The sequence below is a fragment of the Pseudomonas sp. EMN2 genome (assembly GCF_009650555.1).
GTDB lineage: Bacteria > Pseudomonadota > Gammaproteobacteria > Pseudomonadales > Pseudomonadaceae > Aquipseudomonas > Aquipseudomonas sichuanensis.
On sequence record NZ_VZZR01000016.1, the window covers coordinates 1 to 15,401 of the forward strand.

Genomic DNA, 15,401 nt, shown 5'->3' on the forward strand with positions numbered 1-15,401 from the left:
GCGTAGCTCAGTTGGTAGAGCGCCGGATTGTGATTCCGGTTGTCGTGGGTTCGATTCCCATCGTCCACCCCATATTTTATGAAGGCGCCTTGATCGTGAGATCGGGCGCCTTTGTTGTTTCTGCATTGCATGGTTTGTGACGCTCGAGTTCGCAGCGCCTGCAAGGCCCAGGCTGAGGGCTTTGCAATCATTGCTCGATTCCCCCTTGCAATCCTCTATTGATGCCCCAATAAAAGCTGTTAGATTTCAGCCGGTTGACCGTCCGGCCAAGATGCTGGCAGAGGAATACCGCAAATGATCGCAAAAGAAGCGCGCCAGGCCCTGGCGCTGCAACGTTTCGCCGAAGCCAATCCGCAACTGCTCGAGGAGATCCGCGAGCTGGATGCGCGCGAGCAGGCGCAACAGATCGAATGGGCGTTCGAGGATGCCGCCGATGAGCAGGGTATCCAGCCCTGGGAGTTGGCCCTGCAATTGATCGCTGAAACGCCGGAGCAGCTGCAGGCGATGCGCCTGGAAACCCACCGCGAGGTGGCTGAGGCGCTGGGGATGGAGTGGGAAGAATACTGCCAGTTCAACGAGATCGAGCCGCAATAAAAGGTGCGTTCGAGTTGGGCGGGGTTTGTTTGACAAGGTTTTACAATCGCGCGGCCTGAGACGGCCTGCGCGGGCAACGCTTAAACAGGGTCGACGCCATGGCGCTCGGGCCTTTCAAGGAAAACGACCGGCGTGGTCTGCCGACAATCCGGGTGGGGTGACTTCTGGTGCGTGAGTCACTAGAATGCTTGCCCTTGATTCTGGAGTCGGGCTATCGCCGGCTAACGTCTGTGCAACGAGGAATATCCATGCAAGTTTCTGTTGAAAACACTTCCGCTCTCGAGCGCCGCATGACCATCGCCGTTCCGGCCGAGCGCGTCGAGAACGAAGTCAACAAGCGTCTGCAGCAGACTGCCCGTCGCGCCAAGGTTGCAGGCTTCCGTCCTGGCAAGGTGCCGATGAGCGTCATTCGCCAGCGTTTCGAAGCCGATGCCCGTCAGGAAGCTTTCGGTGACCTGGTCCAGGCCTCCTTCTACGAAGCCATCGTCGAGCAGAAGCTGAACCCGGCCGGCGCTCCTGCCGTTGAGCCGAAGTCGTTCGAAAAGGGCAAGGACCTCGAGTTCGTCGCCATCTTCGAAGTCTTCCCTGAGTTCACCGTTTCGGGCCTGGAATCGATCAGCGTCGAACGCCTGAGCGCCGAAGTGGCCGATACCGACCTGGACAAGATGCTGGACGTGCTGCGCAAGCAGAACACCCGTTTCGAGGCCGTCGAGCGCGCTGCGCAGAACGACGATCAAGTCAACATCGACTTCGTTGGCAAGATCGACGGTGAAGCCTTCGCCGGTGGTTCGGCCAAGGGCACTCAGCTGGTGCTGGGTTCCGGCCGCATGATCCCAGGCTTCGAAGAAGGCCTGGTCGGCGCCAAGGCCGGTGAAGAGCGCGTTGTCAACGTGACCTTCCCAGAGGACTACCAGAACCTCGACCTGGCTGGCAAAGCCGCCGAGTTCACCATCACCGTCAACAGCGTTTCGGCACCACAGCTGCCAGAACTGAACGAAGAGTTCTTCGCTCAATTCGGTATCAAAGAGTCGACCCTGGAAGGCTTCCGCACCGAAGTTCGCAAGAACATGGAGCGTGAACTGCGTCAGGCCACCAAGACCAAGGTCAAGAACCAGGTCATGGACGGTCTGCTGGCCGCCAACCCGATCGAAGTGCCAAAAGCCCTGCTGGAAAACGAAGTCAACCGTCTTCGCGTGCAGGCTGTCCAGCAGTTCGGTGGCAACATCAAGCCAGACCAACTGCCGGCCGAGCTGTTCGAAGAGCAAGCCAAGCGCCGCGTGGTGCTGGGCCTGATCGTCGCCGAAGTGGTCAAGCAGTTCGACCTGAAGCCAGACGACGCCAAAGTGCGTGAAATGATCGAAGAAATGGCTTCGGCCTACCAGGAACCAGAGCAGGTTATCGCCTGGTACTACAAGAACGACCAGCAACTGAACGAAGTGCGTTCGGTTGTACTGGAAGAACAAGTTGTAGATACTGTCCTGCAGAAAGCGACTGTGACCGACAAGTCGGTCTCGTACGAAGAAGCTGTTAAGCCAGTACAGGCTCAAGCCGACGCTGAGTAACAGGCTACTCTCGTAGGAAACCCCCACAAGCCAGCCTTCGCGCTGGCTTGTGCGTATTCAAGCCATGACTATTTGGGAGTGAGTGCAGGACATGTCCCGCAATTCTTATATTCAGCAGAGCTCTGACATCCAGGCCGCAGGCGGCCTGGTCCCGATGGTTATCGAGCAGTCCGCCCGTGGCGAACGCGCCTATGACATCTACTCGCGCCTCTTGAAGGAGCGGGTGATCTTCCTGGTCGGCCCCGTAGAGGACTACATGGCCAACCTGGTGGTGGCGCAGCTGCTGTTCCTGGAAGCGGAAAACCCGGACAAGGATATCCATCTGTACATCAACTCGCCGGGTGGTTCGGTGACTGCCGGCATGTCGATCTACGACACCATGCAGTTCATCAAGCCGGACGTTTCGACCATCTGCATCGGCCAGGCCTGCAGCATGGGCGCCTTCCTGCTGGCGGCCGGTGCCGCTGGCAAGCGCCACTGCCTGCCGAACTCGCGCGTGATGATTCACCAGCCGCTCGGCGGCTTCCAGGGCCAGGCGACCGACATCGAGATCCACGCCCAGGAAATCCTCAACATCAAGGCGCGCCTGAACGATCTGCTGGCCCATCACACCGGCCAGTCGCTCGAGACCATCAAGCGCGATACCGAGCGTGACAACTTCATGAGCGCTGCGCGCGCGGCCGAGTACGGCCTGATCGACTCGGTCTACGACAAGCGGCAACTGGCATCCTGAAGCAATGCGCCAGAGCGGTCGGGTACGAAGTGTGCCCGACCGCGGACTTGAAAAAGCCTGCGATTGCCTTCATCTTGTGTTTCAAGCCTACCGGATTGGATCGATCGAATGACTGACACCCGTAACGGCGAGGACAACGGCAAATTGCTCTATTGCTCCTTCTGCGGCAAAAGCCAGCACGAAGTGCGCAAGTTGATTGCCGGCCCCTCGGTATTTATCTGCGACGAGTGCGTCGACCTGTGCAACGACATCATCCGTGAGGAGGTGCAGGAAGCCCAGGCCGAGAGCAACGCGCACAAGTTACCCTCGCCAAAAGAAATCAGCGGCATCCTGGACCAATACGTCATTGGTCAGGAGCGCGCCAAGAAGGTGCTTGCCGTAGCGGTGTACAACCACTACAAGCGCCTGAACCAGCGTGACAAGAAGGGCGACGAAGTCGAACTCGGCAAAAGCAACATCCTGCTGATCGGGCCAACCGGCTCGGGCAAGACGCTGCTGGCCGAAACCCTCGCGCGCCTGCTCAACGTGCCGTTCACCATTGCTGACGCCACCACCCTGACCGAAGCCGGTTATGTGGGTGAGGACGTCGAGAACATCATTCAGAAACTGCTGCAAAAGTGCGACTACGACGTGGAAAAGGCCCAGATGGGCATCGTCTACATCGACGAGATCGACAAGATCTCGCGCAAGTCGGACAACCCGTCCATTACCCGCGATGTCTCGGGTGAGGGCGTGCAGCAGGCACTGCTGAAACTGATCGAAGGCACTGTCGCTTCCGTGCCGCCGCAAGGTGGTCGCAAGCATCCGCAACAGGAATTCCTGCAGGTTGATACCCGCAATATCCTGTTCATCTGCGGTGGCGCCTTCTCTGGCCTGGAAAAGGTCATCCAGAACCGCTCCACCAAAGGTGGTATCGGTTTCAGTGCAGAAGTACGCAGCAAGGAAGAAGGCAAGAAAGTCGGCGAGTCTCTGCGAGAGGTCGAGCCGGACGATCTGGTCAAGTTTGGTCTGATCCCCGAGTTCGTCGGTCGTCTGCCGGTACTGGCGACGCTGGACGAGCTGGACGAAGCTGCACTGATGCAGATCCTGACCGAGCCTAAGAACGCGCTGACCAAGCAATACGCCAAGCTGTTCGAAATGGAAAGCGTCGACCTCGAGTTCCGCAGCGATGCGCTCAAGGCCGTTGCCCGCAAGGCGCTGGAACGCAAGACCGGTGCCCGTGGCCTGCGTTCGATCCTGGAAGGCGTGCTGCTCGACACCATGTACGAGATTCCTTCGCAGAAGGAAGTCAGCAAGGTGGTGATCGACGAAAGCGTCATCGAGGGTAGTTCGAAGCCGCTGCTGATCTACGAAAACAGCGAGCCGCAAGCCAAGGCCGCCCCCGACGCCTGATCGGGCAAGGGGCAGCATGCAGAAAGGGGCCTTCGGGCCCCTTTTTGCATTTCCTGGTATCGGCGCTTGTAATTTCAAAGGGCTGCCCCCACATTAGCTCCAAGCACCATTTCCAACGGTTTCCGGCCACAAGGCCGCTGTAGAGGCGAAATCATGAAGACCACCCTCGACTTGCCTCTTTTGCCATTGCGCGACGTTGTCGTCTATCCGCACATGGTCATCCCACTGTTCGTGGGGCGTGAGAAGTCCATCGAAGCCCTCGAGGCAGCGATGACGGGCGAAAAGCAGATCCTCCTGCTGGCCCAGAAAAACCCTGCCGACGATGATCCGGGTGAGGATGCCCTGTACCGCGTCGGTACCGTCGCCACCGTGCTGCAACTGCTCAAGCTGCCCGATGGCACCGTCAAGGTGCTGGTCGAGGGCGAGCAGCGCGGTTCGGTCGAGCGCTTCAATGAAGTCGACGGTCACATCCGTGCCGAAGTCAGCCTGATCGACGAAGTGGAGGCCGCCGAGCGCGAGTCCGAAGTCTTCGTGCGCACCTTGCTGTCGCAGTTCGAACAGTACGTCCAGCTGGGCAAGAAGGTCCCGGCCGAAGTGCTGTCTTCACTCAACAGCATCGAAGAGCCGGGCCGCCTGGTCGACACCATGGCTGCGCACATGGCCTTGAAGATCGAGCAGAAGCAGGAAATCCTCGAGATTGTCGAGCTGCAGGCCCGTGTCGAACACGTGCTGGCGCTGCTGGATGCCGAGATCGACCTGTTGCAGGTCGAGAAGCGCATCCGTGGCCGGGTCAAGAAACAGATGGAGCGCAGCCAGCGCGAGTACTACCTGAATGAGCAGATGAAGGCCATTCAGAAGGAGCTCGGCGATGGCGACGAAGGTCACAACGAAGTCGAAGAGCTGAAAAAGCGCATCGAGGCCGCCGGCCTGCCGAAAGACGCCCTGACCAAGGCCCAGGCCGAGCTCAACAAGCTCAAGCAGATGTCGCCGATGTCTGCTGAAGCCACCGTGGTGCGTTCGTACCTGGACTGGCTGGTGCAGGTGCCGTGGAAGGCCCAGAGCAAGGTGCGCCTGGACCTGGCCAAGGCCGAAGAGATCCTCGATGCCGACCACTATGGCCTGGAAGAGGTCAAGGAACGCATTCTCGAGTATCTCGCCGTGCAGAAGCGGGTGAAGAAGATTCGCGGTCCGGTGCTGTGCCTGGTCGGCCCGCCTGGCGTGGGCAAGACCTCGCTGGCCGAGTCGATCGCCGCCGCCACCAATCGCAAGTTCGTGCGCATGGCCCTCGGTGGCGTGCGTGACGAAGCAGAAATCCGCGGTCACCGTCGTACCTACATTGGTTCGATGCCGGGCCGCCTGATCCAGAAAATGACCAAGGTGGGCGTGCGCAACCCGCTGTTCCTGCTCGACGAAATCGACAAGATGGGCAGCGACATGCGTGGCGACCCGGCGTCGGCACTGCTGGAAGTGCTCGACCCGGAGCAGAACCACAACTTCAACGATCACTACCTGGAGGTCGACTACGACCTGTCGGACGTGATGTTCCTGTGCACCTCGAACTCGATGAACATCCCGCCGGCGCTGCTGGACCGCATGGAAGTCATCCGTCTGCCGGGTTACACCGAGGACGAGAAGATCAACATCGCGGTCAAGTACCTGGTGCCCAAGCAGGTCAAGGCCAACGGCTTGAAGAAGGATGAGCTGGAGGTCGATGTTTCGGCGATCCGCGACATCATTCGCTACTACACCCGCGAAGCCGGCGTGCGAGGCCTGGAGCGGCAGATCGCCAAGGTGTGCCGCAAGGTGGTCAAGGAGCACACCGGTCAGAAGCAGGTCAAGGTCAAGGTTACCGGCGAGCAGCTCGAGCAACTGCTGGGCGTGAAGAAATTCCGCTATGGCCTCGCCGAGCAGCAGGACCAGATCGGCCAGGTCACCGGCCTTGCATGGACCCAGGTGGGCGGTGAGTTGCTGACCATCGAAGCCGTGGTCATTCCCGGCAAGGGCCAGCTGATCAAGACCGGTTCGCTGGGCGACGTCATGGTCGAGTCGATCACCGCTGCGCAGACCGTGGTGCGAAGCCGTGCCGCAAGCCTGGGGATCGCTGCAGACTTCCATGAAAAGCGCGACGTTCACATCCATATGCCCGAAGGTGCCACACCCAAGGATGGCCCGAGCGCAGGCATCGGCATGTGCACCGCATTGGTCTCGGCGTTGACCCAGATCCCGGTGCGCGCAGATGTCGCGATGACCGGCGAGATCACCCTGCGTGGTCAGGTCCTGGCCATTGGTGGCCTCAAGGAAAAACTGCTGGCGGCACACCGTGGCGGGATCAAGACGGTGATCATTCCCGAGGAGAATGTTCGCGACTTGAAGGAAATTCCGGAAAATATCAAACAGGATCTTCAGATCAAACCGGTCAAATGGATTGACGAAGTCCTCCAAATTGCGCTGCAATACGCCCCGGAGCCCTTGCCAGATGTGGCTCCGGAGATTGTCGCCAAAGATGACAAGCGCGACAGCGATGCTAAGGAAAGAATCAGCACGCATTAGTAAGTATTTCGCTGGGGGGCTTTGGTTGACAGCTTTTTCGGGCCCTTGCTATAAAGCGGCACGCCATTGTCAACAGGCCACCCAGCGCTCGTTACACACGCTTTTCATTACATACTTAGAAACAAACTCAATAGAGAAATAAGGGGACTTAGAGTGAACAAGTCGGAACTGATTGACGCTATCGCCGCATCCGCTGACATCCCGAAAGCTGTTGCCGGCCGCGCGCTGGACGCAGTAATTGACTCCGTGACCGGTGCCCTGAAAGCAGGCGACGACGTCGTTCTGGTTGGCTTCGGTACCTTCTCGGTCAAAGAGCGCGCCGAGCGCACCGGCCGTAACCCGCAAACCGGCAAGGCGATCAAGATCGCTGCCGCCAAGGTTCCAGGCTTCAAGGCTGGTAAAGGCCTGAAAGACGCCGTCAACTAAGTCGTCTCTTTCAGCCGGCCCAGGTTTCGGCCAGGGTCGACCGCGTGACGGGCGGGTTCGCAAACGTTCCCGCTGGTACGCAAGCTTCGAAAAGGGCGCATCCACTGGATGCGCCTTTTTTCTATCAGGATTCTACCCACGCTCCGCGGTTGTCGACGCAGTGGTACAGCCGTTTCTGGGGGACGCATGCTGCAGAATATCAGGGACAATTCACAAGGTTGGATTGCCAAGACCATTATCGGCCTCATCGTCGTGCTGATGGCATTGACCGGTTTCGAGGCCATCTTCCAGGCTGCTACCCACAGCCAGGACGCCGCCAAGGTAAACGGCCAGACCATCAGCCAGAACGAGCTGAGCCAGGCCGTGGACATGCAGCGCCGCCAGCTGATGCAACAGCTGGGCAAGGACTTCGACCCTGCGCTGCTGGACGAAAAGATGCTGCGCGAGGCGGCGCTCAAGGGGCTGATCGATCGCAAACTGCTGTTGCAGGGCGCCGAGGATGCCAAGTTCGCTTTCTCCGAAGCTGCACTGGACCAACTGATCCTGCAGACGCCTGAGTTCCAGGTCGATGGCAAGTTCAGTGCCGAGCGTTTCGACTCGGTCATCCGCCAGATGGGCTACGGCCGCATGCAGTTCCGCGAGATGCTCGCCCAGGAAATGCTCATCGGCCAGCTGCGCACCGGCCTTGCCGGCAGCAGCTTCGTCACCGACAAGCAGGTTGAGGCGTTCGCCCGCCTGGAGAAGCAGACCCGCGATTTCGCCGCCCTGACCTTCAAGGCCGACCCGGCTGCGGTCAAGGTCAGCGACGACGAGGTGAAGGCTCACTACGACCAGCACGCCAAGGAATTCATGACCCCCGACCAGGTGGTCATTGATTACATCGAGCTGAAGAAGTCGGCCTTCTTCGACCAGGTCAAGGTCAACGACGACGAACTCAAGGCGTTGTACGACAAGGAAATCGCCAACCTGGGCGAGCAGCGCCATGCCGCGCACATCCTTATCGAAGTCAACGACAAGGCCAACGATGCCCAGGCCAAGGCCCGCATCGAAGAAATCCAGCAGCGCCTGAACAAGGGTGAGGATTTCGCCAAGCTGGCCAAGGAGTTCTCTCAGGACCCAGGCTCTGCCAGCACCGGCGGTGACCTTGGCTTTGCAGGCCCTGGCGTGTACGACCCGGCCTTCGAGCAAGCGCTGTACAAGCTGAACAAGGATCAGGTTTCCGACCCGGTACGTACCGAGTTTGGCTACCACCTGATCAAGCTGCTGGGCGTCGAAGCACCGGATGTCCCCAGCTTCGCCAGCCTGAAGGACAAGCTGACCCGCGAGCTGAAAACCCAGCAAGTGGAACAGCGCTTCGTCGAAGCCACCAAGCAGCTCGAGGATGCCGCGTTCGAAGCCTCCGACCTGGCTCAGCCGGCTCAGGACCTCGGCCTGAAAGTGCATACCTCCGCGCCATTCGGCCGTGAAGGTGGCGAGGGCATTACCGCCAATCGTGCGGTGATCCAGGCCGCCTTCAGTGAAGAAGTGCTGGAGGAAGGTGCCAACAGCAATGGCGTCGAACTGGACCCGGAGACCGTGGTCGTACTGCGCGTCAAGGAACATCGCAAGCCTGAGCAAATGCCGCTGGAGGCCGTGGCCAAGAACATCAGCGAGCATCTGGCCAAGGAGAAGGCGACTGCCGAACTCAAGGGCAAGGCTGACAAGCTGATTGCCGGCCTGCGTGACGGTTCGATCAAGGCCGCAAGCCAGAGCTGGAAAGTCCAGGAAGCTGCTACCCGCGGCCAGGACGGCATCGACCCTGCCGAGCTGCAGGCGGTATTCCGCCTGGGCAAGCCGGCGTCCAAGGACCAGCCGGTGTACGGCAGTGTGGTGCTGGGCGACGGCAGCCTGGTGGTGTTGCAGCTCAAGGGTGTCAACGAAGGCGCTGCCGCCACCGACGAGGAGAAGGCGCAGATCCGTCGCTACCTCGCTTCGCGTGCCGGTTCGCAAGACTTCGCGGCCTACCGCAAATGGCTGGAAAGCAGTGCCGACATCACTCGCTACTAAGTGATGCAGCAATCACGAAACAGGCCGCGTATGCGGCCTGTTTCGTTTCTGCTGCAGGGGCCTCTAACGGCGCACCCCCTCGTGGCTGTCCAGCGTATCCCGGGCAACCTCGCGCCCCAGTGCGATCAGTTCAGGCGCCTTGTAGAACTCGAAGAACCGGCATACCCGTTTGGGTACGTTGATCAGCACATCCGGCGGATAACCGGCGATCTTGTATTGCGCCAGTGAGGTCTGCATCACCTCGAAGCTCTGGTTGATCAGGTCGAGCAGCGAAGCTGGGCCGACGTTATCGATGATGACCGAGCCGGTCGCGGACTTTGGCGCGCCTTCGGTCTCGGGCGCCGCGGCAGGTTGCTGGCCCTGTGGCTCGGCGCTTTCGCCCAGCCAGGGGTTGGCCGGGGTCAGGCCGTCAGCGGTGATTTCCTGTTCGATGCGCATCAGCTCCTCAGCGGGTTTGCGGCGAAACGGCAGGTGCGAGCCGAGCGAGCTGATCAGTGAGTCAAAGCGCATCTTGAAGGCTGCCGGGCGTTCGATCACCGGCAACTGGTACTGCTTCTGGTTGGTGGCGTTGAGGTTGACGGCAATGATCAGGTCGCAGTGGCTGGACACCACCGGCACGATCGGCAGCGGGTTGAGAATGCCGCCATCGACCAGCATGCGATTGCCCTGTACCACTGGGGTGAACAGGCTGGGGATTGCCGCCGAGGCGCGCATCGCTTGGTGCAGGCAGCCTTCCTGGAACCAGATCTCTTGCTGGTTGGTAAGGTCGGTGGCCACCGCCGTGTAGGGGATGCGCAGTTGCTCGATGTTGATTTCGCCAACGATCTTGCGTATCTGCCCGAACACCTTGTCGCCACGGATTGCCCCCAGGCGAAAGCTGACATCCACCAGCCGCAGCACGTCCAGGTAGTCCAGGCTTTCGATCCAGCTGCGGTATTCGTCGAGCTTGCCGGCCGCGTAGATGCCCCCGATCACCGCCCCCATGGAGCACCCTGCAATACAGGCGATTTCATAGCCGCGTCGCTCGATTTCTTCGATCACGCCGATGTGCGCGTACCCCCGGGCACCGCCCGAGCCGAGCACCAATGCCACGCGTTTGCTCATGGTCTTCCCCCTGCGTATTGTGCACCACGGCCCAACAATGCACCCATTGTTGCCTGTGCTTCAATGTAGCCCGCACTGGGCTACGCTGAGCAGGCAACTTTCTGCTCGCTGTGCCGTCGAACGACCACTTTTTCACCTTTGAGGTAACACCGATGAAAGCCTGGATCACCCTTCCTCTGATTGTCCTGGCCTTGGCCGGTTGCGCGGGCAAGACGGCCTATCGCGACAGTTGCGGGACCCAGCTCGATGCTGCGTGGAAGGAACTGGACCTGGCCAAGGCCGAAGGCTTCGCCGGTACTGTCAGCTATTCCAAGGCACTGTCACTGCTGACCGGGGCCAAGACCCAGCAGCAGTTCGAAGCGTTCGAAGGTTGTACCCGCAAAGCCGAGAAGGCGCGTTTCTATATTCGTGAGTCCCGCGCCGGGCGTTGACCGAGGAGCGCGCCATGTCCGCCATGCTCGACCATGTGGTTATCCAGGTACTGACGCTGCAGGTAAGGCTGCTGGCCTGCCGTGAGCGGCTGGACGCCGATACCGATAGCGAGGCTTTGCATGACCTGCGCATCGCCCTGCGGCGCCTGCGCAGCCTCATGCGCCCGCTGCGTGGCTTGCCGGGGGTGGAGCAACTGGAAGACGCAGCGCAGTCGCTGGGTACCTTGACCACGCCGCTGCGTGACCGCGAGGTGCTGGCGGCGCAGCTCATCCAGCGCGGGCACTTGCAGGCCGGGCAACGCCGCCTGGAGGGCAGGGCGCGTACCTTCGCCAGCGTGGCGCGAAGCCCCCAGCTTGCGCGCGTACTGGCGATTCTCGACGTGTTCCCGCTGTTCCTGCGTGCGGCCGACCGTGAAGGGCTGGTGCAGCGGCTGGAGCGGCGTGTCGACAGGCGCCTGGTCAAGCAGTGGCGTACCTTGGCGCAGGCGCTGGAAGACCCGGCCCACGACCGGCATCGCTTGCGCTTGTTGATAAAGCGCGTGCGCTACGGTGACGAGGCTTACCCGCAGCTCGACCACGCCGGCAAGCGGCTGCAAAGGCTGTTGAAGAAAGCCCAGGGCGACCTGGGCGACTGGCATGACCGTTTTCAATGGTTGCTGCAGGTGCGCGAACACAGCGACCTGGCAGGCTGCAAGGTGGCCTGGGAGCACGAGCTGCATGCCGCCGAACGCACCTCCGATAGCACCCTCGAGGTGTTGCGCAAGGCCGTGGCGCGCCGAAAGCCCGGCAAATGACCGATATGCGGGCTGCCGCACCCGCGGGCGCTGGTTAAGATCGGGACTTTTGCGCAGGAGCCAGGGCAGATGAACTTCACCGAATTGTTGGCGGCAGCACGCCTGCACCCTGAAGCGGTCTGTGTGCCGCCCAGCTGGGCGCAGGGGCGGGCGGTATTCGGCGGCCTCATGGCCGCGATGGTGCATGAGGCGATGCGGCAGAAGCTGGCTGACGACCGCCCGGTGCGTTCGCTGGCCATCACCTTTGTCGGCCCGGCGGCGCCGGATGTACCGATCAGCCTGGAAGTGGAGGTGCTGCGCGAGGGCAAGGCGGTCTGTACCCTGCTCGGTCGTGCCGTGCAGGGCGGCCAGGTGGTGACGCTGGTGCAGGGCAGTTTCGGCGCTGGCAGGCCTTCGGCGGTCGTGGTCGAGGCGCAACCGCCGACGGCAATCAAACCGTTGCAGCAGTCAGCGCCAGAGTTGCCCTACATCAAAGGGGTGACCCCGGAGTTCATGCGCCATGTGGCGCTGCGCTGGGCTATCGGTGGGCTGCCGTTCAGCGGCAACGATTCACGCCACATGGGCGGCTGGGTGCGCCTGCGTGACGTGCCTGATGCGCCTCTGGAGGTGGCGCATCTGCTGGCCCTGGTCGATGCCTGGCCGCCCAGCCTGATGCCGTATCTGAAGCAGCCAGCCGCAGGCAGCACGCTGACCTGGACCATCGAATTCGTCCAGCCCACGCCACGGCTTTCGACCCAGGACTGGTGCGGCTATTGCGTGGAGACCGAGTATGCTCGGGATGGTTATGGACATGCTGCCGCTCGCTTGTGGACGGCTGACGGCGAGCTGTTGGCATTGAGTCGGCAGACGGTGACCGTGTTCGCTTGAGGCTGCTGGGGGCGCTCAATGCCGATGCTTGTGCCGCTCACGCCAGGCGCGCCACCAGGCACCGCTCAGCACGAACCGTGGGAAGGTGATGAATTGCTCTGTGAGCAGGCGTTGCACAGCGTCTTTGCGGTTGGCGAAGGGTTCCGGTTGCTCGGCTTCCAGTCGATGCCCCTGGCGTTGCAGGCCAAGGCCGGCAATCAGGGCGATGACGCCGACGGCGATCTGCGACAGGTCCAGGGCGAACAGTCCCGAGAGCACCAATAGCGCACCCAGGATGAACAGCGGCACGGCAATCAGGTGCAGCACCAGGTTGGCAGGGTGGCGGTGGTTGTGGTGGTAGCCACGCCATTGCCAGGCGGGGAGGTTGGGCAATCGCTTGCTCATGGGCAGTTCCTCATGGAGATGCCCAAAGTCTAGTGCGGCCCCCGGGAGGGGGCCAATCGAGGCTGGCTATGCTGGCAATAGCGCCAATGAACTAGAGCTTGAGCTGGCCGATGGCTTTGCTCAACTCCCCGGCAAGTGTCGCCAGTTCGCTGCTGGTGGTGGCTGAGCCCACGGTCTGCTGCACGGTTTGTTCGGTGACGTCGCGGATGCTCACTACCGCGCGGTTCATCTCTTCGGCCACTTGGCTTTGTTGCTCGGCGGCCACCGCGATCTGGGTGTTGTTCTCGCGCATCTGTGCCACGGCGCGGGTGATCTCGGCGAGGGCCTCGCCAGCTTCCTGGGCCTGCTTGACGCAGTCATCGGCCTTGTACGAGCTCTCCTGCATGAAGTCCACCGCATCGCGGGTGCCGGCCTGCAGGTCGGCGACCATGGTGGTGATTTCGTCGGTGGAGGTTTGCACGCGCTTGGCCAGGTTGCGCACCTCGTCGGCGACCACCGCGAAGCCGCGGCCCAGGTCGCCGGCACGGGCGGCCTCGATGGCGGCATTGAGGGCCAGCAGATTGGTCTGTTCGGCGATGCTGTGGATCACCCCGACCACCCCGTTGATCTTCTGGCTGTCATCGGCCAGTTGGCGGATCATCTCGGCGGTCTGCTGCACGCCGCTGGACAGGCCGGCAATCGAGTCCTGGACCCGGCTGACCACGGCCTGGCCGCTGCCGGCGAGGCCGTCGGCGCTCTGTGACAAGTCACGGGTGGCACCAGCATGCTCGGCGATGTGGTGCACGGTGGCGGTCATCTCGTTGATCGCAGTGGCGGCCTGGTCGGTCTCGCTCTGCTGGCCGATCATGCCGTGGCGCACTTCGTCCATGCTCCCGGCCAGGCGCGCAGCGCCCGAGTCGAGCTGCGCGGCGGTGCGCGCGACAGTGCTGACCACGCGGTGGTAGGTGGCCTGCATGGCGTTGAACGCGCCGGCCATCTGCCCGACTTCGTCGCCACAAGCCAGCGGTACCCGGGCCGAGAGGTCGCCGGTTTTTTCCACGTGCAGCATCACGTCCTTCAGCGTATTGAGCTGGCTGAGCAGGAAGCGGATCAACAACTGCGAAGCGCAGAGCATGGCCAGCATCAGCACCAGCACGCACACCGCATAGTTGCCGAAACGGTCGAAGAACACCTGGCGCAGGCTGGGCACCTGGGCCAGCACGGCCAGGTGCCGATCACCCTGGCGGAACACCTGGGCCCCCAGCACAGGGTTGTCACCTGCGATCCAGGCACCGGGCAACTCGACCCAGCCTTGGGCATCACGCAAGGCTTCGAGGGGTTCGCCTGCAAATTCGGGCGTCTGTCCGCTGCCCCAGGTAATCAGCCCGGGTTGGGCCGGCAGGGTTTTCTCGGGGGGCCAGGCGGCCAGCAGTTCGCCCTGGCGCTGGGCCAGGGCCTGCGCGCCCGAAGCGCGCGCCTGCTGCTCCAGGGACACTGCGTACAGCACCAGCAGCAGGGTGGTGACGAAGGCCACTGCGTTGACGGCCCAGAACTTGTACTTCAGGGAAATATTGCTAAGCCAGGCACCCATGGTAGGTCTTCTCTGAGTTGGCGGAAACATTGTTGGCAAGGTGCCATCATTGTGCCCGCCAGGGCCAGGGCCCTCCTTGATATGCGTCAAGAAACCACAGGTAGCCCGAAGAACGCCCGTGCGCAGGCGGTGGTGTGGGCGGCGGTGGATTCGACGGTTTCGCCGCGATGCAGCGCCACCTCGCGCAGTACTTCGGGCAGGTACGCCGGCTCGTTGCGGCCATTTTTCGGTTTTGGCCGCAAGCTGCGCGGCAGCAGGTAGGGCGCGTCGCTCTCCAGCATCAGGCGGCCTGTCGGGATATTGCCGACCAGCGGATGCAGATGAGTACCGCGGCGCTCGTCGCAGATCCAGCCAGTGATGCCGATATGCAGGTCGAGGTCGAGGTAGGCGAACAACGCTTCGCGCTCGCCGGTAAAGCAGTGCACCACGGCGGCGCTCAGTTGGTCGCGGTAGCCCTTGATGATTGCCAGCAGCCGCTCGCTGGCGTCACGTTCGTGGAGGAACACCGGCAGACGCAGCTCGACGGCCAGGGCCAGTTGGGCTTCCAGGGCTTTTTCCTGCTCCGGGCGAGGGGAGAAGTCGCGGTTGAAGTCCAGCCCGCACTCGCCGACGGCGCGCACCCGGGGTTGTTCGAGCAAATGGCGCAACTGACGCTCGCTGTCGCTGGTCCAGCTCTTGGCATCGTGCGGGTGTACACCGGCGGTGCTGAACAGGCGCTGGCCTTGTTCATCCAGGCGCTGGCACAGTTCAATGGCTTCTTCACTGACGCTCAGGCTGGTACCGGTCAGCACCATCTGCGCCACGCCGGCTTGCACGGCGCGCTCGACCACAGCCGCCTGCTGGTCATGGAAACTGCTGTTGGTCAGGTTGACGCCGATATCGATCAATTGCATGGTGCTACCTCGTGCCGCGGGGCGGCCAGCATAGCAAAAACCGGGAAATCACGAA

14 protein-coding genes are annotated in these 15,401 nt (G+C 61.8%); 10 read left to right on the plus strand and 4 right to left on the minus strand.

What is annotated here, in order from left to right; all coding sequences use genetic code 11:
• The first annotated feature begins 294 nt into the window (after positions 1 to 294).
• The 7 genes from F6X61_RS06400 (at position 295) to F6X61_RS06430 (ending at position 9,303) form a co-directional block, all read left to right on the plus strand.
• Positions 295 to 594: a DUF6388 family protein gene (locus tag F6X61_RS06400; RefSeq protein WP_153785885.1), complete on the plus strand. Its 300-nt coding sequence runs from the start codon at positions 295 to 297 to the stop codon at positions 592 to 594.
• A 248-nt stretch (positions 595 to 842) separates the two neighbouring features.
• Complete coding sequence (gene tig, locus F6X61_RS06405; protein ID WP_153785886.1) at positions 843 to 2,156, plus strand: trigger factor; 1,314 nt, start codon at positions 843 to 845, stop codon at positions 2,154 to 2,156.
• Positions 2,157 to 2,247: 91 nt separating this feature from the next.
• On the plus strand, positions 2,248 to 2,889 hold the full coding sequence (clpP, locus tag F6X61_RS06410; protein ID WP_153785887.1) for an ATP-dependent Clp endopeptidase proteolytic subunit ClpP: 642 nt from the start codon (positions 2,248 to 2,250) through the stop codon (positions 2,887 to 2,889).
• Positions 2,890 to 2,997: 108 nt separating this feature from the next.
• Positions 2,998 to 4,281 (plus strand): ATP-dependent Clp protease ATP-binding subunit ClpX, encoded by a 1,284-nt coding sequence (gene clpX / locus F6X61_RS06415; protein WP_153785888.1) that lies wholly within the window; start codon positions 2,998 to 3,000, stop codon positions 4,279 to 4,281.
• Positions 4,282 to 4,434: 153 nt separating this feature from the next.
• Complete coding sequence (gene lon, locus F6X61_RS06420; RefSeq protein WP_153785889.1) at positions 4,435 to 6,831, plus strand: endopeptidase La; 2,397 nt, start codon at positions 4,435 to 4,437, stop codon at positions 6,829 to 6,831.
• 153 nt (positions 6,832 to 6,984) lie between these two features.
• Positions 6,985 to 7,257 carry a nucleoid-associated protein HU-beta gene (gene hupB, locus F6X61_RS06425; RefSeq protein ID WP_054892387.1) on the plus strand — a complete coding sequence of 91 codons (273 nt, stop codon included), beginning with the start codon at positions 6,985 to 6,987 and terminating at the stop codon, positions 7,255 to 7,257.
• Between the two features lie 186 nt (positions 7,258 to 7,443).
• Positions 7,444 to 9,303, plus strand: a complete 1,860-nt coding sequence (locus F6X61_RS06430) for a SurA N-terminal domain-containing protein (protein WP_153785890.1) — start codon at positions 7,444 to 7,446, stop codon at positions 9,301 to 9,303.
• 63 nt (positions 9,304 to 9,366) lie between these two features.
• Here the strand turns inward: F6X61_RS06430 and F6X61_RS06435 are convergent, their stop codons facing one another.
• Positions 9,367 to 10,407 (minus strand): patatin-like phospholipase family protein, encoded by a 1,041-nt coding sequence (locus tag F6X61_RS06435; RefSeq protein ID WP_153785891.1) that lies wholly within the window; start codon positions 10,405 to 10,407, stop codon positions 9,367 to 9,369.
• 152 nt (positions 10,408 to 10,559) lie between these two features.
• Here F6X61_RS06435 and F6X61_RS06440 point away from each other — a divergent pair, with 152 nt between their 5' ends.
• From F6X61_RS06440 to F6X61_RS06450, 3 genes are all read left to right on the plus strand, one after another.
• On the plus strand, positions 10,560 to 10,838 hold the full coding sequence (locus F6X61_RS06440) for a hypothetical protein (RefSeq protein WP_125463469.1): 279 nt from the start codon (positions 10,560 to 10,562) through the stop codon (positions 10,836 to 10,838).
• A gap of 14 nt (positions 10,839 to 10,852) precedes the next feature.
• A complete protein-coding gene (locus F6X61_RS06445; protein ID WP_153785892.1) occupies positions 10,853 to 11,632 on the plus strand; it encodes a CHAD domain-containing protein in 780 nt (259 codons plus the stop codon).
• A gap of 69 nt (positions 11,633 to 11,701) precedes the next feature.
• Positions 11,702 to 12,499 carry an acyl-CoA thioesterase II gene (locus F6X61_RS06450; protein WP_153785893.1) on the plus strand — a complete coding sequence of 266 codons (798 nt, stop codon included), beginning with the start codon at positions 11,702 to 11,704 and terminating at the stop codon, positions 12,497 to 12,499.
• Positions 12,500 to 12,514: 15 nt separating this feature from the next.
• Here F6X61_RS06450 and F6X61_RS06455 read toward each other — a convergent pair whose 3' ends face one another.
• The 3 genes from F6X61_RS06455 to F6X61_RS06465 all read right to left on the minus strand — a co-directional run bounded on the left by F6X61_RS06455 (position 12,515) and on the right by F6X61_RS06465 (position 15,346).
• A complete protein-coding gene (locus F6X61_RS06455; protein ID WP_153785894.1) occupies positions 12,515 to 12,883 on the minus strand; it encodes an Mpo1-like protein in 369 nt (122 codons plus the stop codon).
• Positions 12,884 to 12,974: 91 nt separating this feature from the next.
• Positions 12,975 to 14,453 (minus strand): methyl-accepting chemotaxis protein, encoded by a 1,479-nt coding sequence (locus tag F6X61_RS06460; protein WP_153785895.1) that lies wholly within the window; start codon positions 14,451 to 14,453, stop codon positions 12,975 to 12,977.
• 86 nt (positions 14,454 to 14,539) lie between these two features.
• Complete coding sequence (locus F6X61_RS06465) at positions 14,540 to 15,346, minus strand: TatD family hydrolase (RefSeq protein ID WP_153785896.1); 807 nt, start codon at positions 15,344 to 15,346, stop codon at positions 14,540 to 14,542.
• Positions 15,347 to 15,401: the final 55 nt, after the last annotated feature.

What these genes read in the sequence shown, in the direction of transcription:
- F6X61_RS06400 (WP_153785885.1), top strand. Translation starts at nt 295, where the DNA reads ATGATCGCAAAAGAAGCGCGCCAGGCCCTGGCGCTGCAACGTTTCGCC.
- tig (WP_153785886.1), top strand. Translation starts at nt 843, where the DNA reads ATGCAAGTTTCTGTTGAAAACACTTCCGCTCTCGAGCGCCGCATGACC.
- clpP (WP_153785887.1), top strand. Translation starts at nt 2,248, where the DNA reads ATGTCCCGCAATTCTTATATTCAGCAGAGCTCTGACATCCAGGCCGCA.
- clpX (WP_153785888.1), top strand. Translation starts at nt 2,998, where the DNA reads ATGACTGACACCCGTAACGGCGAGGACAACGGCAAATTGCTCTATTGC.
- lon (WP_153785889.1), top strand. Translation starts at nt 4,435, where the DNA reads ATGAAGACCACCCTCGACTTGCCTCTTTTGCCATTGCGCGACGTTGTC.
- F6X61_RS06430 (WP_153785890.1), top strand. Translation starts at nt 7,444, where the DNA reads ATGCTGCAGAATATCAGGGACAATTCACAAGGTTGGATTGCCAAGACC.
- F6X61_RS06435 (WP_153785891.1), bottom strand. Translation starts at nt 10,407, where the DNA reads ATGAGCAAACGCGTGGCATTGGTGCTCGGCTCGGGCGGTGCCCGGGGG.
- F6X61_RS06440 (WP_125463469.1), top strand. Translation starts at nt 10,560, where the DNA reads ATGAAAGCCTGGATCACCCTTCCTCTGATTGTCCTGGCCTTGGCCGGT.
- F6X61_RS06445 (WP_153785892.1), top strand. Translation starts at nt 10,853, where the DNA reads ATGTCCGCCATGCTCGACCATGTGGTTATCCAGGTACTGACGCTGCAG.
- F6X61_RS06450 (WP_153785893.1), top strand. Translation starts at nt 11,702, where the DNA reads ATGAACTTCACCGAATTGTTGGCGGCAGCACGCCTGCACCCTGAAGCG.
- F6X61_RS06455 (WP_153785894.1), bottom strand. Translation starts at nt 12,883, where the DNA reads ATGAGCAAGCGATTGCCCAACCTCCCCGCCTGGCAATGGCGTGGCTAC.
- F6X61_RS06460 (WP_153785895.1), bottom strand. Translation starts at nt 14,453, where the DNA reads ATGGGTGCCTGGCTTAGCAATATTTCCCTGAAGTACAAGTTCTGGGCC.
- F6X61_RS06465 (WP_153785896.1), bottom strand. Translation starts at nt 15,346, where the DNA reads ATGCAATTGATCGATATCGGCGTCAACCTGACCAACAGCAGTTTCCAT.